Genomic DNA, 23,830 nt, shown 5'->3' on the forward strand with positions numbered 1-23,830 from the left:
CCCGCACCGGATCCCATGAGAGTCATGCGAGAGGTACGGTCAAGGACGGTCTCAGGTACGCCCTCGGCGAGCGAGGAGGCTGCCCCTACCCCACCCGGTACTGCCGCCCCGGTTCCTTGGCCGAGAGGTCGGCCAGCACGGTTTCGCCCGCCACGGAATTCTGCCCGAGGCCGACCAGGACCTGAGCGGTCAGCGGCACATAGATATCGAGGCGGGAGCCGAAGCGGATCAGGCCGAAGCGCTCGCCGGTGCTCAAGGAATCGCCGGTCTTCACGAAGGACACGATGCGGCGGGCCACGAGACCGGCGATCTGGACGACGCCGATCCGGGTGTCCGCCGTTTCGATCACCAGGGCGTTGCGCTCGTTGTCTTCGCTCGCCTTGTCGAGTTCCGCGTTGAGGAAAAGCCCCGGCGTATAGAGGATCTGGACGATCCGCCCCGTGACCGGCGAGCGGTTCACGTGGCAGTCGAACACGTTCATGAAAACCGAGATCCGGGTCATCGGCTCCTGCGGCAGATCGAGCTCGATCGGCGGCACTGCCGTGGTGATGAGGTTCACGCGCCCATCGGCGGGCGAGATCACCAGACCCTCGCGGATGGGCGTCACCCGTGGCGGATCGCGGAAGAAATAGCAGACCCAGACCGTCAGGATGGTGCCGATCCACCCGAGCGGCGACCACAGCATGGCCAGCAGGATCGTCGCGATCAGCGCGATCAGGATGAAGGGATACCCCTCCTTGTGGATCGGGACGAAGATGCGACGCATCGATTCCAGAATATCGGACATTCTCGGCAGGCCTCTGTGACGATCAGGGGGATGGCAGGGCGGGCGGGTTCCGTCAACCCGCCACGCTTTCCGTGCTGCGCTCTTCTTCCTCGGCCCGCTTGAGGGTTTCGCGGGCCTGATCGGCCTCGCGCTGGCGGTTCCACATGGCCGCATAGACGCCGCCATGGGCAAGCAGGCTCGCATGGGTGCCCCGTTCGACGATGCGGCCATGGTCGAGAACGATGATCTCGTCCGCGCCGATGATCGTGGACAGGCGGTGCGCGATCACCAGGGTCGTGCGCCCGCGGCTGACCCGGTCGAGGGCATCCTGGATTTCCTTCTCGGTGAAGGAATCGAGGGCGGAGGTCGCCTCGTCGAGCACGAGGATCGGCGGGCCTTTCAGGATCGTCCGCGCGATGGCCACCCGCTGCTTCTCGCCGCCCGACAGCTTGAGGCCACGCTCGCCCACTGGCGTCTCGTAGCCTTCCGGAAGATAGCTGATGAAGCGGTCGATCTGCGCAAGGCGCGCGGCCTCCTTCACCTCCTCGGCGGCCGCGTCCCAGCGCCCGTACTGCACGTTGTAGCCGATGGTGTCGTTGAACAGCACGGTGTCCTGGGGCACCATGCCGATGACCTTCCGCAGGGATGCTTGCTGCACGTCGGCGATATTCTGGCCGTCGATGAGGATCCGTCCGCTGGTCGGCTCGTAAAAGCGGAACAGCAGGCGCGAAATGGTCGATTTGCCGGCCCCCGACGGGCCGACGATCGCCACCGTATGCCCGGCCGGAACGTCGAAGCTGACACCCTTCAGGATCGGACGCTCGGGGGTATAGGCGAAGTGCACGTCCTCGAACCGGACGATGCCTTGTCCCACATGAAGCGGCTTCGCATCGGGGCAGTCCTCGATCTCCGGATTGCTGTCGAGAATCCGGAACATGTCGTCGATGTCGATGAGCGCCTGTTTGATCTCGCGATACAGCATGCCCATGAAGTTGAGCGGAATGTAAAGCTGCACCAGCATGGCGTTGACGAGCACGAAACTGCCGATGGAGGCGCGCCCGGCCATGATGTCCCGCGCCGCGAGCACCATCACGACGCTCATGCCGATGGTGAAGATGATCGCCTGCCCGGCATTCAGCACGGCGAGCGACGTGTAGGTCTGCGTCGAGGCCTTTTCGAACCGCTCCATGGACTGGTCGTAGCGGATCGCCTCCCGGGCTTCGGCCCCGAAATACTTCACGGTTTCGTAGTTCAGGAGGGAATCCACGGCCTTCGTGTTGGCGTCCGTATCCGACTCGTTCATCCGCTTGCGGATGGAGATGCGCCACTGCGTCGCCTGATAGGTGTAGCCGAGGTAGATCACCACCATTACGAACACCACGGCGGAGTACAGCCAGTCGAATTCCCAGGCCAGGATCCCGAGCACCATCACGAACTCGACGATGGTGGGAATCAGCGTCAGAACCGCCAGGCGCGACAATTCCTCGATGCCGTTGCGGCCGCGCTCCAGCACGCGGGTCAGGCCGCCCGTCTTGCGCTCCAGGTGAAACCGGAGGGACAGGCGGTGCATGTGCTCGAAGGTCTGCATCGCGAGCTTGCGGACCGCATGCATGGCGACCTTCGCGAAAAGGCCGTCGCGCACCTGCGTGAGCACCGCCATGAGGATGCGGGTGAGGCCATAGATCACGGTGAGCAGAATGGGCGCGCGCCAGAGCCACGATCCGGCGGTGGCCGCGGCCTCGGCGGTCTGCTGGCCGTTGGACGACGTGACGGCCACGAGGGCATCGGTCGCCCATTTGAACGCGAAGGGCGTGACCATCGTGGCGCCCTTGGCGACCAGGAGGAGGCCGAACGCCAGGAACACGCGCATCTGGAGGTCGCGCCGGCCATGGGGCCAAAGGTAAGGCCAGAGCCGGTTGACCGTGACCATGAAGCCGGGCGTTGTTTTCGCGGCCTCGCTTGGGGAGGACGCTGTCGGGGAAGACATTTTTATGAGAATCCGCTGAAACCGTCGGCCCTGCATATAAGCCATCGGCGGAGTGAATTCACCCCGCCGGGCATCACCGTGAATTAAAAGCCGTCAGTTCGTGCCTTTGGCCTGGTCGGAGGGCAGGACAAAGAGCTGGCCGGGATAGATCAGGTCGGGGTCGCGGATCTGCTTCTGGTTGGCGCCGTAAATCACGGTGTAGCGCATGCCCCGCCCGTAGATCCGCTGGCTGATCCGCCACAGGCTGTCGCCGCGGGAAACGATGGCCGTATTGATGTTGGGCACCACGACCGTGTTGGCGGGAAACTGGCTGTCCGGAAGGGCGGAGGCCAATCGGTTGCCCATCCCGGGCTGCGGGACCACCACCGGGGCCGCGCCGGAATCGGAGACAGCCGGGGCACCGGACGAGGTCGCGGGTCCGGGCTTGGCGGCCAGCGGCACGGCGGGAGCCGCCGGGACGGCCTGCCCCTGAGCGATCTGCGGCGCCGCCTCGGGCGGAACGTTGAACCCGACCTCCGCCCGGGACTTCACCTGCCCGGAGACCGGATCGACATCGTCGAGGCGGACCCGGTAGTCGCCGGATCTTACGCCGCTGGCGATGGCAAAGGAGAGCTTGCCGTCCGCCCCCGCTCCTCCCGGCGCCACGAAGGTCTCGTTGAGGTAAAGGCGCACGGTGGCGCCCGGCGCGGCTTGTCCGGAAACGTAGAGCCGGCCGGGTTCCGTCTCGACGCTCATGATCTTGATGTCCGCGCGGGGCGCCGGCTGGGCCGGGGGTGCGGCGGGAGCGGCGGTTTCAGGTGTATTCGAGGCCGTGGCCGCCTGTTTCGCGGGCTCCTGTGCCGGGGCAGCCGGTGGCGTCTCCACGGGCTTGGGTGTGGGAGGTTCCGGATTGGACAGGAGAACGGTCGGCTTGTCGGGCGCCGCCAGGGCCACGAGCGGACGGGAATTTCCGTTGATCGCCACGGTCACGCTTTCGCGCGAGCGCTGGCGGGTGCCGTCGGGGGCGATGGATTGCAGGATGATCAGGTGGGAGCCGGGCGGCAGCGGCGGAGGGGTGATCGCGAACAGCCCGGACGCGTCCGCCACGCCCCGGGCATGGACCTGATCGTCGCTCAGGAGCTCGATCGTGGCGCCCGGCGCGGCGCGGCCCGCGATGACGCTGTCTCCGGTCGGCTCGACGCGGACGATATCGAAGGACGGCGCGATCGGTGCCGCCGCGCCCTTTGTCTCAGGGGCGGGCTTGGCCGGCTGTGCAGGGGTCGAGGCCGGCCGGGCCGGCTCGGACGACGGGGGTTGCGACGACGCTGCCGGCGCGGCAGCGGCCTGCTTCTGAGGCTCGACCGGCGGCTGCACGGCGGATGCCGCGGGAGACGTCTCGGCTTTTTGCGGCCCGGCACTCCAATACAACACTCCGAGGAGCGCCAGGACCACAGCAACGGCCGTTGCGCCGAGGATGGCAATCGTCCCCTTACCTTGCTTCTCGTCCGCCATGACGCCTTTTCTCGTTTCGGCACTTTCCTGCATTAAAGCTGTTTATCTTTCAAAAGGCTACGGCCATAAGGAATATCCATCGTGCCATACGACTCACCGGGGGCTAGCCCCCTTTTTCCTGACATTCCAATGCCTGTGATCAAATCCATTTGCGTGTATTGCGGCTCCGGTTTCGGAGATGACCCTGTTTTCGCTCAAAATGCGGCGGCTTTGGGCCGCGCAATGGCCGAGCGCGGCATCAACCTGGTTTATGGCGGCGGCAATGTGGGCCTCATGGGAACCGTTGCCCAATCGGTGCTCGATCACGGGGGCTATGTCACCGGCATCATCCCGGACTTTCTGAAAGCCCGCGAAAAGCTCCTCGAGGATGTCCAGGAAACGATCACCGTTCCGGACATGCACACCCGCAAGCAGCTGATGTTCGAAAAGGCCGATGCGTTCGTTGCCCTTCCGGGCGGGATCGGCACGCTCGAGGAGCTTGTGGAGCAGATGACCTGGGCCCAGCTCGGCCGTCACACCAAGCCGATCCTGATGCTCAACATCAAGGGCTTCTGGAAACCGCTTCTCAGCCTTCTGGCCCACATGCGCAACGAAGGCTTCATCCGCCCGGGCCTGGAGCTCAGCTATCTTGTCGCCGAGCAGGTCGGGGACGTGATTCCTATGCTCGAAGCCTCCGCCCGCCGGGTGGGGCTCAGGGCCGACGAGGGCATGATCGAGCAGCAGTTCTGACCTCTCGGCGGCCTTCGTCCGAAAGGCCGCCGGCTCGATCGGGCTTCTGAGGCAAAAACCTCAGTTCGCGTTCGGAACGGGGATGAGCTCGGGAGCGATCACGCGGACCGACTGCTTCTTGCCGTCGACGAGAACCGCGTCACGCTTCGCACCTTCAGCCTGGCCGATCACGCGACTGGTCTCGATCGCCTTCGGACCGATGCCGGACGATTCCTTGCTCGCCGTCGGGGCGGCCGCAGCGGTTTCGGCGGCGGCCTTGGCCTCTTCGTCGGTCTTCTTCTCAACCGCCTTGCGTGCCTGAACCACCTTCGGCCGTGACATCTCCTCGGCCTTCTCGGCCGTCACGATGATGTCGCCCTTGCGTTGCTCCAGCATGCCCTCGGCCCGCCGCAGGACCACCGCCCAGCGCTCGTCGTCCCGCTTGCAGGCCACGGCCGGATCGAACGCCTTGCGGAATTTGAAGGCATTCGGGAGCGAGGCATAGGGCCGGCTGCCCGATACCGAGACGGCATGATTCAGGCCGTCGTCGCCCCCCGGATAGGCGAAAGCGAGGGTTTCCGTCTCAGGACAGAGGGCTTGGCACATCTCGTTGGCCCCTTCCCGCCCGCCCGGCGAAACGCTCAAGGGGAAGAAGGAACCGTCGCCGGTCCGGACGCAGATGAGCTTGCGTCCGCCATAGGCCTGCTGCTCCTCCGTGATGATCGGCTGCCCTTGCGGCATGATCTCGGACGGCTGCGGCTGCTGGCCGCGGGGCGGACCGAACAGGGTCTCGAAGAAGCCACGCGGCTGGTCCACGGCGCAGCTCTGCTGAACGGCGGCCATGAGCTGGCGGCGGCGGAACTCGAAATCCCCCGAATCGTAGCCCTGCGCGGACAGCCGGGCGAAGTTCGCCTCCATCTGACGGATACGCTGGGCAATGGCGCCGCACTCCGCGGGCGGCGGACCCGCCAGGAAGCCGAGCGGCCCGCGATCGCAGCCGATGGACCGGTAATATCCGGTGAGCCGCCCGATCTCGACGCGCATATTCTCCGCCTCGCCCGAGGCAGCCCGCCCGCCGGTCCGTTCCAGCGCCGCCAATTGCGCCCGGAAGCGCTGGCACTCGGCCGATTGTGCCAATGCGGTGCCGCCGATGGCCAAAAAGGCCGCAACGGCGACGAAGGATCGAAGAAAAGATGTCTTTGCCATTATGAGCGTCGCGAAACCGAATGCGTTCAAGCCGTCCCCTGCCCTCGATTGCGGGTCAAATGACGTCGCGAAAGGGGCCTCAATGTGATCGGCGTCTTGCCAGCCGTGGGGAAAAGGACTTCATTCCCTCGAGGTCGGCAGAATCCTCTCACATCAAGATCTGGGCAACAGCATGTACTCTCATACGACGGTCGGGGCAAATGACCTTGCTCGGGCGAAGGACTTCTACGATGCGGTCCTGGCTCCCTTGAGCCTTACGGTGCGCTTTTCCGATGCCGACATGGTAGGTTATGGAACGGGCGGCCACCCGCTCTTCCTGATCGTCCGGCCCTTCGACGGCGGAACCCCGTCTCCCGGCAACGGCACCATGATCGCTTTCGCGGCCTCCAGACGTTCGCAGGTCGATTCCTGCCATGCCGCGGCCCTCGCGAACGGCGGGACGGACGAAGGAGCGCCCGGTCTGCGCCCGCACTACCACCAGCACTATTACGGCGCCTATTTCCGCGATCTGGACGGCAACAAGATCTGCGTTTGCAGCCATGACCCGGAATGAACCCTCGCGAAAAGCCCCGAGGCTTCCCACATAAAAGCTTGACCTTGTCGGATCGTCCTTGAGGAGAGAACCGTAATGCTCGCCCGCCTTGTCCTGGCCGCCGCCCTCGCCCTGGGAGCCGTTTCCGGCGCCGCCGCGCAGGATCCCGATGTGATCTTCAAGAAGTCGACGGTCTGGAGAGCGCTGACGCCCAACGACAAGCTCGCGGTCTACGGCCTCGACGATCCGGATATCGAGGGCATCGCCTGCCACTATACGACCCCCGAGAGAGGCGGCATCTCCGGCACCTTCGGGGTCGCGGAGGAGGTTTCGGACATTTCCCTGTCCTGCCGCCAGGTCGGCCCCGTGAAGTTCAAGAAGAAATTTTCGCAGGGCGACGTGGTATTCAGCGAGCGCCGTTCGCTGATCTTCAAGCGCATGCACATCGTCAGAGGCTGCGACGCCAAGCGCAACACCCTCGTCTACATGGTGTATTCCGACCGTCCGATCGAAGGCTCACCCAAGAACTCGACGTCGAGCGTCCCTCTCATGCCTTGGGGCACCGAAATGCCGCCGCGATGCGGCGAGTGGCTGAACGGCTGAGGAAAGCCCTTCCCGGTCGATCCGTCCCGAGCGGGGCTTCTGCGACCCTTCGGGAGCCAGAACCCTAGGCCGAACGGCTCAGTTCGCGCAGGTGATGGCGACGGGCAGCAGTTCCTTCGACTCCACCGCGACCTTCTGGATGGCCCCGGTCACTTCCTCGGGGCTGGTCTGGTGAAACGAGATGGCGCGAGCGTAGCCTTGGGCTTCGCACCAGGTGTTGGCGACCGCCTGGCCGCAGGTATGGCCCGAAACGAGACACTCGGCGACCCCGTAGCCGTCGGCGGCGGGGACGATGAAGGTCGCTTCGGTGGATGAGGCCTGGGTGTTGTTGGGGAGCAGCGTCAGCGACGTCGTCGCCGCCACGAACATAACAGTACCCAACCCGAGCATGGCATATGCACGGCGCATGTAGACCTCACTACTTGAAACTCGTGATCGATTGTCACGAAGGGACATGAATAATCCGCTAACGCGGCCCTCTCATGCGGGTTTCTTGCGGGATTGCAAATAATTTCTGCTTATCGACACGGAACCTTGACGAGATCGGGCGAAAAAGGCATTGGTTGTGACATGAAAACGGCAGCGATCCTCATTTCCGGGATTATTTGCAGCTAGCGCACTCGCTGGCTGGAGCCGTCTCGTTCTCATTCCAAGATCGAAACCATTCTCCGGCCCGCGGCCTGAAGGGGTATGGTTTCATGGCGTCGAAGGTTCGGCTCTACAACACGTTGACCCGGTCGAAGGACGAGTTCGTCCCGATCGACGAGAGGAACGTGCGCCTCTACGTCTGCGGACCGACCGTTTACGACTATGCCCATATCGGCAACGCGCGCCCGATCATCGTTTTCGATCTCCTCTTCCGTTTGCTGAGACATGTGTACGGCACGGGCGCGGTCACGTACGTGCGCAATATCACCGATGTGGACGACAAGATTAATGCGCGCGCGGTCCGCGATTACCCGGACCTGCCCCATAACGAGGCGATCCGGGTCGTCACGCGCAAGACCGAGGAACAATTCCATGCGGACATCCGTGCGCTCGGCGTTCTGATGCCCGATCAGGTGAACGAGCCCGGCCAGCCGCCGCGCTTCGTCGAACCGCGCGCGACCGAGCATATCGACGAAATGCGGATGATCATCGAGCGCCTCATCGCGCGCGGGGCCGCCTATGTGGCGGAGGAGCATGTGCTCTTCAGCGTCGCAGGCATGCAGAAGCTTCCGAACGTTCCGCAATACGGCGCCTTTTCCAAGCGCTCCCTCGACGAGCTCCTGTCCGGGGCCCGGGTCGACGTGGCGCCCTACAAGCGCGATCCCATGGACTTCGTCCTGTGGAAGCCCTCGGGGCCGGAGGATCCGGCCTGGCCCTCCCCCGCGGGCATCGCGACGCCGGGGCGCCCCGGCTGGCATATCGAGTGCTCCGCCATGGCCTGGCGTCACCTGGTCAAGGCGTTCGAGACCCGGCTGACCTGCGCCGATCCTGCGGAGCGGGAAACCTTCGACATTCATGGCGGCGGCATCGATCTCGTGTTTCCGCATCATGAGAACGAGATCGCGCAGAGTTGCTGCGCCTTCGATATGCCGCGCATGGCGAATGTGTGGATGCACAACGGCTTCCTGCAGGTGGAAAGCGAGAAGATGTCCAAGTCGCTGGGCAACTTCTTCACCATCGAGGAACTGCTCCGCGATTGGCCCGGCGAAGTGCTGCGTTTCAATATGCTGCGCACCCATTACCGCCAGCCGATCGATTGGACGGTGCGGGGACTGGAAGAAAGCGAAAGGACGCTCGACCGATGGTATGGCTTGGCGGCGGGCGCCGATGCGGCCTTCTCCGAAGCCGTTCTCGATGCGCTGACCGACGACCTCAATTCGCCCCGGATGATCGCGGAGCTCCATGCCCTCGACGGCCGAGGCGCTCACGAGGAGCTCTCGGCCAACCTTCGGGCCCTGGGCTTTCTGTCGGACAGCGTTGAAACGTGGAAAGCGCGCCGGCAGGCCTCGCTCTCTGTCGATCCTGCCGCCGTCGAAGCGCTCATCGCCGCCCGCAAGGAAGCCCGGGCTGCGAAGAACTGGCCCGAGTCCGACCGCATCCGCGACGAGCTTGCCGCCCTGAACGTGGTGGTGAAGGACAACAAGGACGGCACGACCACCTGGGAGGTTGCACGCTGATGGGACAATCCATGCCAAAACCCGGTCTGCGGCCCTTCCTGCCGTCCGACGTATCGACGCTCGCCGAAATTCTTCAGGCGAGCGTCGAAGAACTGACGGGCGAGGATTACAGCGAAAGCCAGCAGGAGGCGTGGGCCGCCGTGGCGGAGGAGGAGGAATTCGCCGAGCTCCTCGCCAAGAGCCTCACCCTCGTGGCCCTCGTGGAAGGTTCGCCCGTCGGCTTCATCACCCTCGAGAACAATGAGCAGATCGCCCTGTTCTATGTTCATCCGGCCGTTGCCGGACAGGGTGTCGGCACGATGCTCTACGGTGCGGTGGAAAAGCTCGCAGCGGCGCGCGGCGCCACGCGTCTCGTGGCGGATGCGAGCGACAATGCACGACCCTTCTTCGAGAAGCACGGTTTCCAGGCACAGCGCCGCAACACGGTGACCCTCGGGGACGAGTGGCTCGGCAACACCACCATGGAAAAACGCCTTACGCCACCCGAGGACAGGACTTTCGCATCATGAGCCGGGAACGCGTTTATCTCTACGACACCACCCTTCGCGACGGCGCGCAGACGACGGGGGTCGATTTCTCGCTGGAGGACAAGCGCGCGGTCGCAGGTCTCCTCGACCGGATCGGCGTCGATTACGTGGAAGGCGGCTATCCGGGAGCGAACCCCCTCGATACCGAGTTCTTCGCCGAGAAGCGCACGGCGAACGCGAAGTTCGCGGCGTTCGGCATGACGAAACGGCCGGGCCGTTCGGTTTCCAACGATCCCGGCGTCGCGGCGCTTCTCGAGGCGAAAGCCGATGTGATCTGCTTCGTCACCAAGTCCTGGGATTATCATGTCCACGTGGCGCTCGAGACATCCCTCGAGGAAAACCTTGCCGGTATCCGCGACAGCGTCGCGGCCGCCTGCGAGAACGGCCGCGAAGTGATCGTCGATTGCGAGCACTTCTTCGACGGCTACAAGGCCAATCCGGATTATGCCCTCGCCTGCGCGAGAACCGCCTATGAGTCCGGCGCCCGCTGGGTGGTGCTCTGCGACACCAACGGCGGCACGCTTCCCCACGAAGTGACCGCCATCGTCTCGGAGGTGGTGAAGACCGTGCCCGGCGCCCATCTCGGCATTCATGCGCATGACGATTGCGGCTGCGCGGTGGCGAACTCCCTTGCGGCGGTCGAGGCTGGCGCGCGCCATGTGCAGGGCACGCTCAACGGTCTCGGTGAACGCTGCGGCAACGCCAATCTCGTCACATTGATCGGGGCGCTGAAACTGAAGGACGGCTATGCCTCGCGGTTCGATCTCGGCATCTCCGGCGAGGCCCTCGGACAGCTGACGCATCTCTCCCGTCAGGTGGATGAAATCCTCAACCGGCAGCCCAACAGGCATGCGCCCTTCGTCGGCGCCAGCGCCTTTGCCACGAAGGCGGGGATCCACGCGTCCGCGGTGCTCAAGGACCCCCGCACCTACGAGCATGTGGAGCCGGAGAGCGTCGGCAATGCGCGCAGGGTGCTGGTATCCGACCAGGGCGGCCAGTCCAACATCCTGGCCGAACTGAAACGGCTCGGCTTCACGTTCGAAAAGGGCGATCCGCGGGTGTCGCGCATCCTCGACGAGGTGAAGCGCAAGGAGGCGGAGGGGTTCGCGTTCGAAGGCGCGGACGCATCCTTCTATGTGCTGGTCAAGCGAATGCTCGGGGAAGTCCCGGCGTTCTTCCAGGTTGAGCGCTTTTCCGTCAACGTGGAGCGGCGCTTCAACGCCGTCGGCGAAATGGTCACCGCCTCGGAGGCCATCGTGAAAGTGCGCGTCGGCGACGACGTCCTGATCTCGGCGGCGGAAGGCAACGGCCCCGTCAACGCCCTCGACGTGGCGTTGCGCAAGGACCTCGGCAAATATCAGGACCTGATTCAGGACCTGGAGCTCATCGACTACAAGGTGCGCATCTACCAGGGCGGGTCGGACGCGGTGACCCGCGTGCTGATCGAGTTCTCCGACGCCGAAGGCGACAGCTGGACCACCATCGGGGTCTCGCCCAACATCATCGACGCCTCGTTCCAGGCTCTCACCGATTCGATGGTCTACAAGCTCCTGAAGAGCGGCGCAGGCCTGTGATTTCTTAGGGTTCGGTGCTCCTGTCATTCCGGGGCGAGCGCGAGCGAGAGCCCGGAACCCATATCCGCTAACGGTCCCGGATACGGAGCCGCGGCATCCGTTGCGTTCTCTTCTGGCACCCTCAGCGATTATGGGTTCCGGGCTCCGCTGCGCGGCCCCGGAATGACGGCGGTGGGGTTCCAAAATGACGGAGCTGTCGCCTTAAGCAGCGTCGCCCGAAAGCCTCGCGCGGGCACGCTCCGGCCCGATCAACGGCAGCAGCGCGCCGAGTTCGGGTCCGTGATCGAGGCCGGTCAGGGCCATGCGCAGCGGCATGAACAGCGCCTTGCCCTTCACGCCGGTGGCCGTCTTCACGGCCTCGGTCCAGGTCTTCCAGGTGGTCGTGTCCCACGGGGCCGGCGGCAGCAGGTTGCGGGCATCCTCGATAAATGCGCGATCGCTGATGACCGGCACAATGGGGCCACGCACCACCGTCCACCATTCCGCCGCTTCCGCCACCTTCGTCAGGTTCCCCCGGACCGCGTTCCAGAACGCCTCGCCGCCATCCGCATCGAGGGCCGCGAGCCGCTCGCGCACCGCCGCATAAGGCATGTCGTGAATCAGGCGGGCATTGAGCTGTTCCAGCTCGTGCTCGTCGAATTTCGCCGGAGCGCGGGAGATGTGGGAAAAGTCGATGAGCCGCGCCAACTCGTCGAGGTCGGCGATCGGGCGCACGGCTTCGGCGGAGCCCACCAGTACGGCGAGCGACGCGACGGCCTGCGGCTCGAGGCCCGCTTCGCGCAGGCCTTTGATCGACAGGTGCCCGAGGCGCTTCGACAATCCCTCTCCGCTCGCCGTGATCAGGAGGCTGTGGTGGGCGAAGGTCGGCACCTTCGCGCCGAGCGCTTCGAAGATCTGGATCTGCACGGCCGTGTTGGTGACGTGATCCTCACCGCGGATGATGTGCGTCATCGTCATGGCGATATCGTCGACCACGGAGGGGAGCGTGTAGAGGTAGGTGCCGTCCTCGCGCACCAGGACCGGATCCGAAAGCGAGCCGCAATCGACGTGGCAGGCCCCGCGGACGAGGTCGTCCCAGGCAATCGTTTCATGGTCGAGGCGGAAGCGCCAATGGGGGCGGCGTCCTTCGGCTTCGAGCTGGGCCCGGTCCTCGTCCGTCAGCTTCAGGGCGGCGCGGTCATAGATCGGCGGAAGGCCGCGGGCGAGCTGCCGCTTGCGGCGGAACTCCAGCTCCTCCGGCGTCTCGTAGCATGCATAAAGACGGCCGACGGCCTTCAGGCGCTCGGCCGCGTCGTCGTACAGGTCGAACCGCTCCGACTGCCGGACCACGATGTCGGGCGGAATGCCCAGCCACGCGAGATCGGTCTCGATGGAGTCGGCATATTCCTTTTTCGACCGCGCCAGATCGGTATCGTCGAAGCGCAGGACGAAGGTGCCCCCTTCCCGCCGCGCGAAGAGCGCGTTCAGAAAGGCGACGCGGGTGTTGCCGATATGGATGTGCCCGGTCGGGGACGGGGCGAAGCGGACGATGGGCTTTGACATGGGACGAACCCTATGACGAAGGGTGGGTGGTAGCGCAAGAGGAGAGCGGCCCTCGCGCTCCGATTGCGGCTCTCATCCGCGAGGCGCGCCAGATCCCCTCCCAGATCCCCTCGCCGCGCCGGCCGTGGCGGCCGCTACATATCGACCGACGCTTGGCGCGGCTTTCCGATGGCGCGCTCCAGGGCCTCGTCGGGCTGGTGGGCAACCAGCCCCTGGTCGCGGAAGCGGTTCACGATGGGATAGCGGCGATCCCGCCCGAAGTTCTTGCGCGTGACCTTCACGCCCGGCGCCGATTGGCGGCGCTTGTATTCGGCGATGTAGAGCAGGCGCTCGACCTTCTTGACGGTCTCCAGATCGTGCCCTTTCGCGACGATCTCGGACACCCGCAGTTCGTCCTCCACGAGGCCGCGCAGGATATCGTCGAGAACATCGTAGGGCGGGAGCGAATCCTGGTCCTTCTGATTGTCCCGCAGCTCGGCGCTGGGAGCCTTGGACAGGATGTTTTCCGGGATCACGACACCGTCAGGCCCCAAGGACCCCTTCGGCTTCCAGCGGTTGCGCAGGGCCGAGAGACGATAGACCTCCATCTTGTAGAGGTCCTTGATGGGATTGAAGCCGCCGTTCATATCGCCGTAAAGGGTGGCATAGCCCACGGACATCTCCGACTTGTTGCCGGTGGTGACCACCATCGGCCCGAACTTGTTGGAGATGGACATGAGAATCGTCCCGCGGGCGCGGCTCTGGAGGTTCTCCTCCGTGATGTCGCGCTGCGTTCCGGCAAAGAGCGGCTGCAGCAGAGCCTCGAACCCCTCCACGGCCGGCGCGATCGGAACCGTGTCGTAGCGAACGCCGAGGGCCTTGGCGCAGGCCTCCGCGTCCTGGAAGGATTCGCTCGATGTATAGCGATAGGGCAGCATGATGCAGTGAACCCGCTCCGGCCCGAGGGCGTCCACCGCCATGGCGGCGCAGAGCGCCGAGTCGATGCCGCCGGACAGGCCGAGCACCACGCCCGGAAAGCGGTTCTTGTCCACATAGTCGCGAAGGCCGAGCACGCAGGCGGCGTAATCCGCCTCGTCGCCCTCCTCCACGGTCACGATGGGGGCCTGACGACAGGCCCATCCGTCCGCTCCCTTTTCCCAAACCGTGAGGGCAATCGTCTCCTCGTTGGCGGGAAGCTGGCCGACAAGCGAGCAATCCGCATTGAGAATGAAGGATGCGCCGTCGAAGACGAGCTCGTCCTGGCCGCCAATTTCGTTCAGGTAGACCATCGGTAGGCCGCTTTCGGTGACCCGGGAGGCGGCGATGTTGAAGCGCTCCTCCGTCTTGCCGCGCCAATAGGGCGAGCCGTTGGGAACCAGGAGCATCTCGGCGCCGGTCTCGGCCAGGCACTCGACCACATCGCCGGACCAGATGTCCTCGCAGATGGGCAATCCTAAGCGGATCCCTCGGAAATTGACGGGGCCGGGCAAGGGGCCCGGCTCGAAAATGCGCTTCTCGTCGAAGACGCCGTAATTGGGCAGGTCGACCTTGAAGCGCACCGTGATGCCGCCCTGGTCGAGAAGCGCATAGGCGTTGTGCAGCGCCTCTCCTTCCCGCCACGGGAGCCCGATCAGCATGGCGGGCCCGCCGTCGGCCGTCTCGCGGGCGAGACGTTCCAGCGCGGCCCGGCAGACATCCTGAAAGGCAGGCTTGAGCACCAGATCCTCGGCCGGGTAGCCGGCGAGAAAAAGTTCGGTGAACATGACGATATCCGCGCCGAGCCGGGCGGCTTCCGCGCGGGCGACGCGGGCTTTCTCCTCATTGCCGGCCACATCGCCGACGATGGGGTTGAGCTGCGCGAGAGCGATCTTGAGGGTGTTCTGAGCCATGACATGCGCATGTAGCGCGCCGGCCCTGCCGCAGCAATCCGCCTCGGCGAGGATCGTCCGGCAACAGACGCATGGCGGCGCACGGGAATCCATCGCTTCGTATCGAACCGTTCAGCCCTTGCGGAACCGCAAACAGCCTAGTTCGTTGTCTTCGCAGGAAAACGATGGAGACAGCGATGTTAAAAGGTGGCCTTCTCTGGCTTATCGGCATTCCGTTGCCGATCATTCTTATTCTCTTCTTCCTCGGTTACTTGCACTGAGAAAGAGTTTCGACCTCTAGAGACCCGAACGCAAACTAAAGGGGCGCTTTCGCGCCCCTCTTTTTCTTGTGAAAAACTTCTCGGTTACTCTGCCGCAACGGCATCCGGCCGCTCACGACCCTGGCGCTCGTGCTTGACCAGCTCCGAGGTCAGGAACGCGATCTCCAGCGCCTGTTCGGCATTGAGGCGCGGATCGCAGTAGGTGTGATAGCGATCCCGCAGGTCGGCGTCCGTCAGCGCGCGGGCGCCGCCCGTGCATTCCGTCACGTTCTTGCCCGTCATCTCCAGATGGATGCCGCCCGCATAAGTGCCTTCCGCCTGGTGGACGGCGAAGAAGTCCCGCACCTCGCCCATGATCCGCTCGAACGGCCGCGTCTTGTAGCCGGAGGCGGCCTTAATGGTGTTGCCGTGCATGGGGTCGCACGACCACACGACGGTGCGGCCTTCCTGCTTGACCGCCCGCACGAGGGCCGGGAGGTGGTCGAACACCTTGTCGGCGCCGAAACGGCAGATCAGCGTCAGACGGCCCGGCTCGTCCTCGGGATTGAGCTTCTCGATCAGCCGGAGCAGCCCGTCCGGCGTGAGCGAGGGCCCGCACTTCAGGCCGATCGGGTTCTTGATGCCGCGCATGTATTCCACGTGCGCGTGATCGATCTGGCGGGTGCGGTCGCCGATCCAGAGCATGTGACCCGAAGTGGCGTACCAGTCGCCGGTGGTCGAATCCACGCGGGTCAGGGACTGCTCGTAACCCAGGAGCAGGGCTTCGTGGCTGGTGTAGAAGTCCGTCGAGCGCATTTCCGGATGGGTTTCCGGATCGACGCCGATGGCGCGCATGAAGTCGATGCTCTCGGTGATGCGTTCGGCCAGCTCGCGATAGCGGGAGGATTGCGGCGAATCCTTCACGAATCCGAGCATCCAGCGATGGGCGTTCTCGAGATTGGCATAGCCGCCCGTCGCGAAGGCGCGGATCAGGTTGAGGGTCGCGGCGGACTGGCGATACGCCTCCACCTGCCGGCGCGGATCGGGAATCCGCGATTCGGGCGTGAATTCGATATCGTTGATGATGTCGCCGCGGTAGCTCGGCAGCTCGACGCCGCCGACGCTCTCCGTATCGGAAGAGCGCGGCTTGGCGAACTGGCCGGCCGACCTGCCGACCTTCACCACCGGCGAACTGCCGGCGAAGGTCAGCACCACCGCCATCTGGAGGAAAAGGCGGAAGAAATCGCGGATGTTGTCGGCGCTGTGCTCGGCGAAGCTCTCGGCGCAGTCGCCGCCCTGAAGAAGAAAGGCCTCGCCCTTGGCGACCTTACCCAAGGCGCGCTTCAGCTTGCGGGCCTCACCTGCAAAAACCAGCGGCGGAAACCCGGCGAGCTGCTGCTCGACGTTTCCAAGCGCCTCAAGGTCCGGATAGGCCGGGACCTGCTGGATTGGCTTGTTTCTCCAGCTATCGGGCGTCCACCGCTCGTTCATGACACACTCCCCGTGTCGTTCGATTATCCCCATCGTTCACCGCAATAAGCGGCACGAAAGGGCACCTATACACGACACAAATAAAAAGGCGAGTGCGGCACTCGCGGACCTGCGATGCGTCTCTCCAAGAAAAACCCGGGCAGGCCTTGTCAAAGAGCAATAATATGTAACAAAATTGGCACAAGAGGGGGCTCTCGTGTCAGATACGGATCTACAGGCAAGCTCTGCCACATATATTTATGCAGGCTTCTGGAGGCGCGTTCCGGCGTTTGCCCTGGATCTGTTCCTCATCACCATCGCCATGATGGCCTTGGACTACATCTATATCTTAACGGTGGGTTTGCCGTTGAATGTTGCCTTTACCTCGCAAGCCGCTGGCAGCACGGTCTCGGCCCATTACAAGCCAACCGGTTTCGGCATCGCTATCGGGATCATCATTGGAATCCTGTACTTCTCGGCCTTCGAAAGCTCGGAGCGAAAGGCTACGCTCGGCAAACGGGCAATGGGGCTGGTTGTCATTGACGAGCAGGGCAGCCGCATTTCGTTCATGCACGCGATCGGGCGCTCTTGCTGCAAGGTCATCTCTTGGGGGCTTTTTGGTCTCGGCTTTTTCATGGCTGGATGGACCAATCGCAAGCAGGCCCTCCATGACCTGCTGACCCACTGTCTGGTGATGAAGCGTCTGGAAACGCCAATTCGTCCGGATATGACCTTGGCTACTCAAGATCGGTAGGGCTGGCCCTACCCCACGGCCACCGGCGTCTTCACCACGAAGGGCGTGCGCATGGTCACGAGTTCTTCGGCGGCTGTCGGGTGAACTGCGACGGTGCGGTCGAAATCGGCCTTGGTGGCCCCCATGGTGACGGCGACGCCGGCGAGCTGGATCATCTCGCCCGCGTCATGGGCCATGACATGGACGCCGACGACCTTATCGGTCGCCTTTTCCACCACGAGCTTCATCAGGACACGCTCGGCACTGCCGGAAACGGTCGCTTTCATGGGACGGAACGAGGTCTTGTAGATGTCGACCTCGCCGTAGCGGTCCCTTGCGACCGCCTCGCTGCAGCCGATGACGCCGATCTCCGGGGTCGAGAACACCGCCGTGGCGATCAGCTCATGGTCCACCATGGTCGGCCTGTCGCCGAAAACCGTGTCGGCGAAGGCGTGGCCCTCGCGGATGGCGATCGGCGTGAGGTTGGCCCGGTTGGTGACGTCGCCGACCGCGTAGATCGAGGGAACGACGGATTGCGAGTAACCGTCGACGATGATCGCTCCCACCTCGTCGACGCTCACGCCAACCTGTTCGAGGCCGAGATTGGACGTGTTCGGACGCCGCCCGGTGGCGACGAGCACCTGATCGGCCACCAGAACCGTGCCGTCGCTCAAGGTGGCGGCAATGCCGTCGGGACGGCGGTCCATCCGCTCGATCGTCCGCTCCAGAACCACGTTGATCCCGCGCCGCGAATAGGCTTCGCCGAGCGCGTCGCGCACGTCTTCATCGAAGCCGCGCAGAAGCTTGTTGCCCCGGTGCAGCAGCGTCACCTCGCTGCCGAGGCCGGCGAACACTCCGGCAAACTCCACCGCGATATAGCCGCCTCCGACCACGATGATGCGCTTCGGCAATTCCTCGAGATGGAACACGTCGTTGGACGTGATCCCGAGCTCGCCTCCGGGAATGCTCGGCCCCATGACCGGATGAGCTCCCACGGCCACGAGAATATAGCGGGCGCGAATCTGTTCTCCGGTCTTGAGGAGGCGCACCGTATGCGGATCGACGATCACCGCGCGGCTGTCGACGATCGTCACGCCCGCCTTTTCCAGATTGGTCCGGTAGATCCCCTCAAGGCGGCCGACCTCCTTATGGAGGTTGCGCATCAGCGTCGTCCACTCGAAGCGGGCCTCCGGCACGGACCAGCCGAAGCCCTCGGCCTCCTCGAACTCTTCGGCGAAACGGCTGGCATAGACCATGAGCTTCTTGGGCACGCAGCCGCGAATGACGCAGGTGCCGCCGACGCGGTATTCTTCCGCCACCATGACCTTGGCGCCGTAGCCGGCCGCAATCCGCGCCGCCCGCACGCCGCCGGACCCGGCCCCGATGACGAAAAGGTCAACGTCGAAATCGCTCATGGTTTTGTCTCCAGATTTTCGCGGCGCGCGGCCAGCATCCATACGATTGCGGCTCCCAAGGAGGCCGCCCACCATCCCTGCCAGGCGCCGTGGCCCACCATGGCCACCGCGGTAGCCGCGGCCAGAAGGGCCAGCGATGCCGCCGCGACGAGGCGTGTCTGCCCGTCAATCGCCCGTAAAAGCAAAAGGATGACCGCAAGCGCCAGAAGGGCGCCGATTCCGCCGAGCTCGACCCATATCTGCATCATGCCGTTGTGCGGATGGCCGACGCCCAGGAGGGTCTCGTCCTCGCTCGGAATCCGGTCCGCCACCGCCGCGTCGCGCATTTTGGGGCTGACCCCGAATCCCGCTCCGAGGACGGGCTGTTGCCGGATCACCTCTCCGAAGCTGAGCCAGATATCTACCCTGTCGCGGGAGTGGTCATTCGCGAGCTCCTGATGGACGCTCGGAGGAATCACCCGGTCCGCGATCTGCCCCAGAAAGGGAGCGGCGACCGCCAGAACAATGAACGCCACGCCGGCGAGGCGTATGCCGAGCCGTGGCGCCGCAAGGGCAAACAGAAAGGCCGCAAGGCCGGCGCCGAAACCCAGGATCGAAGCCCCGCTTTCGGAATGGGCCATGGCAATGAATACCGCTGCCGCAAATCCGAGAGCGATGACCCAGCCGAAGCGGACACGGCTCATCAGCCATGCAACGACGGCAGGAGTCAGACACAGGAGGGTCAGCACCGGCCGATTGAAGATGAAGCTGTTCCAGCGCATCCCGAGCGCTCTGCGCAGGGCAAGCCCGGTCTTAAGCTCCACGATCATCATGACACAGGAGATAATCACTGCTCCCAGGAGAAGCCAGAAGGCCCCTCGCGTCATCCGGCCGGGAAGCGTCAGCCCGAGGACGAACGCCGCAAGGAGCGAGAGGCCGAACTCCGCGAAGGCTCCGAGGGACAGCCCCTTGAACGGGCTCCAGGCCATGGACAACAGGCACCAGGCGAGAAAGGCCAGGACGGCGAGCCCCAAGGGGGTGGATAGCGCCGCCCGCGCCCTGACCACGACCGCGCCGATATTTCCCTCGGCGAGGGCTGCCGCCAGGGCGAGAATCGCCGATAGGCCGACGAAGGCCGGGCTCGACCGGTGGGCGATCGCCATTCCGACCGGCAAAACCGCCAAGACCGCGATGGCCGCGCGCCAGAGCGCCTGTGCCAGGAGAGACGATGTCCTGGCCGGATTCCGAACGGTGGATGCCGAAGCGAGAGCTTTCATGGCCAGGCTCTTACGCCAAGGTTCAACGGCAATAAAGCAGCAAGCGCTTGCAGGGGGCACTTTCGGGCTTTACGGTTTGTCGCAGCGCGCAGGCTCCCGTGGGGACAGTCATGCGACATGCGCACAATCTCTCGAGTATCGGAGGAAACAGTATGAGCCAGTATCGCAAGGGCCTCTGGCGGGGCATGCTCGCCGCAGCGGCCGTGGCGGGCTTCGTCACGTCGGCTTCGGCCCAGATGGCTGAACTCAAGATCATGGCCCCGGCGGCGCCGGGCGGCGGTTGGGATCAGACCGCCCGCTCCATGCAGCAGGCCCTGACCCAGTCGGGCCTTGCTAAGAACGTGCAGGTCACCAACGTTCCGGGCGCCGGCGGCTCCATCGGTATCGCCCAGTTCGTGAACGGCGCCAAGGGCGACGGCAGCCAGCTCATGGTCATGGGCTACGTCATGGTGGGCGCGCTCCTCACCAACAAGTCTCCCGTCACGCTCGACCAGACGACGCCCATCGCCCGCCTGACCGGCGAGTACGAAGCCATCGTCGTCCCGGCCAATTCCCCGATCAAGGACGCGAAGGATCTGGCGGCAGCCGTGAAGGCCGACCCCGCGAAGGTCACGTGGGCCGGCGGCTCGGCCGGCGGCGTCGACCATATCGCCGTTGCTCTCTTCGCCAAGGCGGTCGGCGCCGATCCGACGAAGATCAACTACATCCCGTTCTCCGGCGGCGGCGAGTCCCTGGCGGCGATCCTCGGCGGCAAGGTTACGGCCGGCATTTCCGGCTACGGCGAGTTCGAAAGCCAGATCAAGGCGGGCAAGCTGCGCCTCATCGGCCTGACCACCCCGGCCGGCAAGGGCACGGCCGAAATGCCGTCCCTGAAGGATCAGGGCGTCGATCTCGAGATCGCCAACTGGCGCGCCGTCGTGGCGCCTCCCGGCATTACGGCCGAGCAGAAGAAGGTCCTGACCGAGACCATGGACAAGATGGCCAAGTCGAAGGAATGGACCGAAATCCTGAAGCAGAAGGGCTGGGACGACGCCTATCAGTCGGGCGACGCTTTCGCCAAGTTCCTGACGGAAGACCAGACTCGTACGAAAGAGGTCTTGACCTCGGTTGGGCTCGTGAAGTCATAAAAAGACAGTCCGGAACGACGTAATGGAAGCGCCGCCCCGTGCGGCGCTTCTTTTTAGGAAAACAACAATGACAACACGCACCCCGCGACGCATCGACAAGGCGGGCCTCCTCATCGCCCTGGTGCTTCTCGCCCTCGCAGGCCTGATCTGGCAGGACATGAGCAGTCTCCAGCTTTCCTCCGTTTACGGCCTGGGTCCGAAGGCGATGCCCATGGTCGTGTCCGTCGGCCTCGCGATCCTCGGCGTCGGAAATGCGATTTCGGCCCTGCAGGGCGGCCTTCCCGAGCGCGAAAGCCTCGATTGGAAGCCGATCGTGCTGATCATCGGCGGCCTCGCCATCCTGATCGCGTGCGTCAAGTTCAATGTCGGTTTCATTCCGGCCACCGCCGTCCTCTTCGCCTGCACGGCGGCCGCCTTCGGCCGGCGCGCCTTTATCACCGATCTGGTGATCGGATTCGCGGCAGGCCTCATCATCTACCTGCTGTTCGCCAAGCTTCTGACCCTGAGTCTCCCGATGGGCCCCCTCGAGCGTCTGATCGGAGCATAAGATCATGGATTCCCTCTTCGCCCTCGCCCACGGCCTCACGGTCGCCGTCCAGCCGATGAACCTGCTTTTCGCGCTCATCGGCGTGCTGCTCGGAACCGCCGTCGGCGTGCTGCCGGGGATCGGTCCGGCCCTGACGGTCGCGCTACTTTTGCCGATCACGTTCAAGCTCGATCCGGGCGGCTCGATCATCATGTTCGCCGGCATCTATTACGGTGGCATGTATGGCGGCTCGACCACCGCCATTCTCATCAACACTCCCGGCGAAAGCGCCTCCATGGCGACGGCCCTGGAGGGCAACAAGATGGCCAAGGCGGGACGGGGCGGTCCGGCCCTCGCCACCGCCGCCATCGGCTCCTTCGTGGCCGGCACCATCGCGACCCTCGGCCTGGCGTTTCTCGCGCCGACCCTGGTGGAACTCGCCGTGCAGTTCGGGCCCGAGGATTACTTCGCGCTCATGTGCGTGGCCTTCGTGACGGTTTCGGCGACGTTCGGCGACTCGCCCGTCCGCGGTCTGACGAGCCTGTTCATCGGTCTGGCGCTCGGGCTCGTCGGCATCGACAAGCTCACCGGTCAGGCGCGCCTGACCTTCGGGGTTCCCGAGCTTCTCGACGGCGTCGAAGTCACGACCCTCGCGGTCGGCCTCTTCGCGGTGGGCGAGGCCCTCTACGTCGCCTCGCGGCGCCACATCCAGGAGGAAGTGGTCGAGCCGGTGCGCGGATCGCTGTGGATGACCAAGGAGGACTGGAAGCGCTCCTGGTGGCCGTGGATTCGCGGCACGCTCTTCGGCTTCCCCATCGGCGCCCTTCCGGCGGGCGGCGCGGAGATCCCGACCTTCCTGTCCTATTCCACGGAGAAGCGTCTCACGAAGTATCCGGAGGAGTTCGGCAAGGGCGCCATCGAGGGTGTCGCCGGTCCGGAAGCGGCCAACAACGCCTCCGCCGCCGGAACCCTGGTGCCGCTTCTGGCGCTCGGCCTGCCCACATCGGCAACCGCCGCCATGATGCTCGCAGGCTTCCAGCAATACGGCCTCAATCCCGGCCCGCTGCTCTTTGCGGAGCGCCCGGAGCTGGTCTGGGGTTTGATCGCAAGCCTGTTCATCGCCAACGCGATGCTGCTCATCTTGAACCTGCCCCTCGTCGGCCTGTGGGTGAAGCTCCTGGCGATCCCGCAGCCCTGGCTCTATGCGGGCATCCTGGTGTTCGCGACCATGGGGACGATCGCCGCGAAGCCCTCCGTCGTGGAGCTGACGATGCTCGGCGCCTTCGGCCTTCTCGGCTTCCTCATGCGGCGGTTCGATTATCCCATCGCCCCCGTCGTGGTGGGTCTGATCCTCGGGCCGATCGCGGAAGCCCAGCTCCGCCGCGCGCTGTCCATCAGCCTCGGCGACCCGATGGTGCTGCTGCAGAGCCCGATCTCCGCCACGCTTCTCGGGATCGCGGTGATCGCCCTGGTCCTGCCCTTCGTGCTCAAGGGGCTCAACCGCTTCAAGATGCAGGAAGACTGACGTCCCTGCGACGGGGGCAGGCTTGCCCGCCCTCCCCGCCCATGATTGAAACGATCGGAGACGCCCATGGCTGAGGAGATGCCGGTCCAGGAAGGCGGATGCCGATGCGGCCGCTTGCGGTTTCGCGTCACGGCGGAGCCGCTCGTCACCATGGCGTGCCACTGTACCGGCTGCCAACGGATGACCGGGAGCGCGTTCTCCTTGAGCGCGCTATATCCGAGCGCGGCGTTCGAGATCGTCGAGGGCGATCCCGTGATCGGCGGCCTTCATGGCGCCGCACGGCATTTCTTCTGCTCCCACTGCTTGAGCTGGGTGTTCACCCGCCCGGAAGGCACGGAGGATTTCGTCAACGTGCGCGGGACGATGCTCGACGATGCGCGGAATTTCGTGCCGTTCATCGAAACCTACACGAGCGAAAGGCTCCCATGGGCAAGGACCCCGGCCGCCTTCAGCTTCGAGACGTTTCCACCAATGGACAAATATCCCGAGCTGCTCGCGGCCTTCGCGCAGCGGGCAGCGTCCGCATAGCCAATAAAAAAAGGCCCGGGAAACCGGGCCTTTTTTGATCCT

General features: G+C 64.7%; 21 protein-coding genes. 11 read left to right on the forward strand and 10 right to left on the reverse strand.

Translation table 11 applies throughout. From position 1 onward, the window contains the following. Positions 1 to 85 precede the first annotated feature (85 nt). The 3 genes from LJD17_RS05395 to LJD17_RS05405 all read right to left on the reverse strand — a co-directional run bounded on the left by LJD17_RS05395 (position 86) and on the right by LJD17_RS05405 (position 4,244). The gene (locus LJD17_RS05395; protein WP_227383128.1) at positions 86 to 787 is read right to left on the reverse strand and encodes a phosphatidylserine decarboxylase; all 702 of its coding nucleotides are present in this window, start codon (positions 785 to 787) and stop codon (positions 86 to 88) included. Between the two features lie 52 nt (positions 788 to 839). Beyond that, positions 840 to 2,696 (reverse strand): ABCB family ABC transporter ATP-binding protein/permease, encoded by a 1,857-nt coding sequence (locus LJD17_RS05400; protein ID WP_406600773.1) that lies wholly within the window; start codon positions 2,694 to 2,696, stop codon positions 840 to 842. A 150-nt stretch (positions 2,697 to 2,846) separates the two neighbouring features. Beyond that, complete coding sequence (locus tag LJD17_RS05405; RefSeq protein ID WP_227383130.1) at positions 2,847 to 4,244, reverse strand: LysM peptidoglycan-binding domain-containing protein; 1,398 nt, start codon at positions 4,242 to 4,244, stop codon at positions 2,847 to 2,849. Between the two features lie 129 nt (positions 4,245 to 4,373). Here LJD17_RS05405 and LJD17_RS05410 point away from each other — a divergent pair, with 129 nt between their 5' ends. Next, on the forward strand, positions 4,374 to 4,973 hold the full coding sequence (locus LJD17_RS05410) for an LOG family protein (protein WP_227383131.1): 600 nt from the start codon (positions 4,374 to 4,376) through the stop codon (positions 4,971 to 4,973). Positions 4,974 to 5,033: 60 nt separating this feature from the next. Here the strand turns inward: LJD17_RS05410 and LJD17_RS05415 are convergent, their stop codons facing one another. Beyond that, positions 5,034 to 6,158, reverse strand: coding sequence for a DUF2865 domain-containing protein (locus tag LJD17_RS05415; RefSeq protein ID WP_227383132.1), 1,125 nt, complete (start codon positions 6,156 to 6,158; stop codon positions 5,034 to 5,036). Positions 6,159 to 6,330: 172 nt separating this feature from the next. Between LJD17_RS05415 and LJD17_RS05420 the strand changes: the two genes are divergently transcribed. After that, on the forward strand, positions 6,331 to 6,711 hold the full coding sequence (locus LJD17_RS05420; protein WP_227383133.1) for a VOC family protein: 381 nt from the start codon (positions 6,331 to 6,333) through the stop codon (positions 6,709 to 6,711). A 75-nt stretch (positions 6,712 to 6,786) separates the two neighbouring features. Further along, on the forward strand, positions 6,787 to 7,293 hold the full coding sequence (locus LJD17_RS05425; protein ID WP_227383134.1) for a CreA family protein: 507 nt from the start codon (positions 6,787 to 6,789) through the stop codon (positions 7,291 to 7,293). Positions 7,294 to 7,371: 78 nt separating this feature from the next. Here the strand turns inward: LJD17_RS05425 and LJD17_RS05430 are convergent, their stop codons facing one another. Then, complete coding sequence (locus LJD17_RS05430; RefSeq protein ID WP_227383135.1) at positions 7,372 to 7,701, reverse strand: hypothetical protein; 330 nt, start codon at positions 7,699 to 7,701, stop codon at positions 7,372 to 7,374. 290 nt (positions 7,702 to 7,991) lie between these two features. Here LJD17_RS05430 and cysS point away from each other — a divergent pair, with 290 nt between their 5' ends. Genes cysS through cimA form a run of 3 tightly spaced genes read left to right on the forward strand, consistent with a single transcriptional unit; the run spans position 7,992 to position 11,559 of the window. After that, on the forward strand, positions 7,992 to 9,458 hold the full coding sequence (gene cysS / locus LJD17_RS05435; protein WP_227383136.1) for a cysteine--tRNA ligase: 1,467 nt from the start codon (positions 7,992 to 7,994) through the stop codon (positions 9,456 to 9,458). Next, positions 9,458 to 9,967: a GNAT family N-acetyltransferase gene (locus LJD17_RS05440; RefSeq protein WP_227383137.1), complete on the forward strand. Its 510-nt coding sequence runs from the start codon at positions 9,458 to 9,460 to the stop codon at positions 9,965 to 9,967. The genes cysS and LJD17_RS05440 overlap by 1 nt, the downstream gene beginning before the upstream one ends. After that, entirely contained in the window at positions 9,964 to 11,559 is a 1,596-nt protein-coding gene (cimA, locus tag LJD17_RS05445) for a citramalate synthase (RefSeq protein ID WP_227383138.1), read from the forward strand. Before LJD17_RS05440 ends, cimA begins: the two co-directional genes overlap by 4 nt. 201 nt (positions 11,560 to 11,760) lie before the next feature. On the opposite strand, the gene gltX is transcribed toward cimA, so the two are convergent. From gltX to LJD17_RS05460, 3 genes are all read right to left on the reverse strand, one after another. Further along, complete coding sequence (gltX, locus tag LJD17_RS05450; RefSeq protein ID WP_227383139.1) at positions 11,761 to 13,101, reverse strand: glutamate--tRNA ligase; 1,341 nt, start codon at positions 13,099 to 13,101, stop codon at positions 11,761 to 11,763. A 134-nt stretch (positions 13,102 to 13,235) separates the two neighbouring features. Further along, positions 13,236 to 14,969 carry an NAD+ synthase gene (locus LJD17_RS05455; RefSeq protein WP_227383140.1) on the reverse strand — a complete coding sequence of 578 codons (1,734 nt, stop codon included), beginning with the start codon at positions 14,967 to 14,969 and terminating at the stop codon, positions 13,236 to 13,238. A 344-nt stretch (positions 14,970 to 15,313) separates the two neighbouring features. After that, a complete protein-coding gene (locus LJD17_RS05460; RefSeq protein ID WP_227383141.1) occupies positions 15,314 to 16,699 on the reverse strand; it encodes a class II 3-deoxy-7-phosphoheptulonate synthase in 1,386 nt (461 codons plus the stop codon). Positions 16,700 to 16,895: 196 nt separating this feature from the next. Here LJD17_RS05460 and LJD17_RS05465 point away from each other — a divergent pair, with 196 nt between their 5' ends. Continuing rightward, complete coding sequence (locus LJD17_RS05465) at positions 16,896 to 17,432, forward strand: RDD family protein (protein ID WP_227383142.1); 537 nt, start codon at positions 16,896 to 16,898, stop codon at positions 17,430 to 17,432. A gap of 8 nt (positions 17,433 to 17,440) precedes the next feature. On the opposite strand, the gene gor is transcribed toward LJD17_RS05465, so the two are convergent. Then, positions 17,441 to 18,826: a glutathione-disulfide reductase gene (gor, locus tag LJD17_RS05470; RefSeq protein WP_227383143.1), complete on the reverse strand. Its 1,386-nt coding sequence runs from the start codon at positions 18,824 to 18,826 to the stop codon at positions 17,441 to 17,443. Beyond that, positions 18,823 to 20,082, reverse strand: coding sequence for an O-antigen ligase family protein (locus LJD17_RS05475; RefSeq protein WP_227383144.1), 1,260 nt, complete (start codon positions 20,080 to 20,082; stop codon positions 18,823 to 18,825). The genes gor and LJD17_RS05475 overlap by 4 nt, the downstream gene beginning before the upstream one ends. Positions 20,083 to 20,267: 185 nt before the next feature. On the opposite strand from LJD17_RS05475, the gene LJD17_RS05480 reads away from it, so the two are divergent. The 4 genes from LJD17_RS05480 to LJD17_RS05495 all read left to right on the forward strand — a co-directional run bounded on the left by LJD17_RS05480 (position 20,268) and on the right by LJD17_RS05495 (position 23,788). Next, complete coding sequence (locus tag LJD17_RS05480) at positions 20,268 to 21,209, forward strand: Bug family tripartite tricarboxylate transporter substrate binding protein (RefSeq protein ID WP_227383656.1); 942 nt, start codon at positions 20,268 to 20,270, stop codon at positions 21,207 to 21,209. A gap of 67 nt (positions 21,210 to 21,276) precedes the next feature. Then, a complete protein-coding gene (locus tag LJD17_RS05485) occupies positions 21,277 to 21,756 on the forward strand; it encodes a tripartite tricarboxylate transporter TctB family protein (protein WP_227383145.1) in 480 nt (159 codons plus the stop codon). A gap of 4 nt (positions 21,757 to 21,760) precedes the next feature. Beyond that, positions 21,761 to 23,260: a tripartite tricarboxylate transporter permease gene (locus LJD17_RS05490; RefSeq protein ID WP_227383146.1), complete on the forward strand. Its 1,500-nt coding sequence runs from the start codon at positions 21,761 to 21,763 to the stop codon at positions 23,258 to 23,260. A 66-nt stretch (positions 23,261 to 23,326) separates the two neighbouring features. Then, positions 23,327 to 23,788 (forward strand): GFA family protein, encoded by a 462-nt coding sequence (locus tag LJD17_RS05495; RefSeq protein WP_227383147.1) that lies wholly within the window; start codon positions 23,327 to 23,329, stop codon positions 23,786 to 23,788. The last annotated feature ends 42 nt before the right edge of the window (positions 23,789 to 23,830 follow it).

It is taken from the genome of Microvirga rosea (assembly GCF_020595095.1).
Classification (GTDB): Bacteria; Pseudomonadota; Alphaproteobacteria; order Rhizobiales; family Beijerinckiaceae; genus Microvirga; species Microvirga rosea.

Excerpts from the sequence above, each read along its gene's own strand:
- LJD17_RS05405 (WP_227383130.1), bottom strand. The coding sequence starts at position 4,244 with ATGGCGGACGAGAAGCAAGGTAAGGGGACGATTGCCATCCTCGGCGCA.
- LJD17_RS05495 (WP_227383147.1), top strand. The coding sequence starts at position 23,327 with ATGGCTGAGGAGATGCCGGTCCAGGAAGGCGGATGCCGATGCGGCCGC.
- LJD17_RS05485 (WP_227383145.1), top strand. The coding sequence starts at position 21,277 with ATGACAACACGCACCCCGCGACGCATCGACAAGGCGGGCCTCCTCATC.
- LJD17_RS05400 (WP_406600773.1), bottom strand. The coding sequence starts at position 2,696 with ATGGTCACGGTCAACCGGCTCTGGCCTTACCTTTGGCCCCATGGCCGG.
- LJD17_RS05415 (WP_227383132.1), bottom strand. The coding sequence starts at position 6,158 with ATGGCAAAGACATCTTTTCTTCGATCCTTCGTCGCCGTTGCGGCCTTT.
- cimA (WP_227383138.1), top strand. The coding sequence starts at position 9,964 with ATGAGCCGGGAACGCGTTTATCTCTACGACACCACCCTTCGCGACGGC.
- LJD17_RS05440 (WP_227383137.1), top strand. The coding sequence starts at position 9,458 with ATGGGACAATCCATGCCAAAACCCGGTCTGCGGCCCTTCCTGCCGTCC.
- LJD17_RS05425 (WP_227383134.1), top strand. The coding sequence starts at position 6,787 with ATGCTCGCCCGCCTTGTCCTGGCCGCCGCCCTCGCCCTGGGAGCCGTT.
- LJD17_RS05420 (WP_227383133.1), top strand. The coding sequence starts at position 6,331 with ATGTACTCTCATACGACGGTCGGGGCAAATGACCTTGCTCGGGCGAAG.
- LJD17_RS05395 (WP_227383128.1), bottom strand. The coding sequence starts at position 787 with ATGTCCGATATTCTGGAATCGATGCGTCGCATCTTCGTCCCGATCCAC.
- LJD17_RS05455 (WP_227383140.1), bottom strand. The coding sequence starts at position 14,969 with ATGGCTCAGAACACCCTCAAGATCGCTCTCGCGCAGCTCAACCCCATC.
- cysS (WP_227383136.1), top strand. The coding sequence starts at position 7,992 with ATGGCGTCGAAGGTTCGGCTCTACAACACGTTGACCCGGTCGAAGGAC.
- gor (WP_227383143.1), bottom strand. The coding sequence starts at position 18,826 with ATGAGCGATTTCGACGTTGACCTTTTCGTCATCGGGGCCGGGTCCGGC.
- LJD17_RS05490 (WP_227383146.1), top strand. The coding sequence starts at position 21,761 with ATGGATTCCCTCTTCGCCCTCGCCCACGGCCTCACGGTCGCCGTCCAG.
- LJD17_RS05460 (WP_227383141.1), bottom strand. The coding sequence starts at position 16,699 with ATGAACGAGCGGTGGACGCCCGATAGCTGGAGAAACAAGCCAATCCAG.
- LJD17_RS05475 (WP_227383144.1), bottom strand. The coding sequence starts at position 20,082 with ATGAAAGCTCTCGCTTCGGCATCCACCGTTCGGAATCCGGCCAGGACA.
- gltX (WP_227383139.1), bottom strand. The coding sequence starts at position 13,101 with ATGTCAAAGCCCATCGTCCGCTTCGCCCCGTCCCCGACCGGGCACATC.
- LJD17_RS05410 (WP_227383131.1), top strand. The coding sequence starts at position 4,374 with ATGCCTGTGATCAAATCCATTTGCGTGTATTGCGGCTCCGGTTTCGGA.
- LJD17_RS05430 (WP_227383135.1), bottom strand. The coding sequence starts at position 7,701 with ATGCGCCGTGCATATGCCATGCTCGGGTTGGGTACTGTTATGTTCGTG.
- LJD17_RS05480 (WP_227383656.1), top strand. The coding sequence starts at position 20,268 with ATGCTCGCCGCAGCGGCCGTGGCGGGCTTCGTCACGTCGGCTTCGGCC.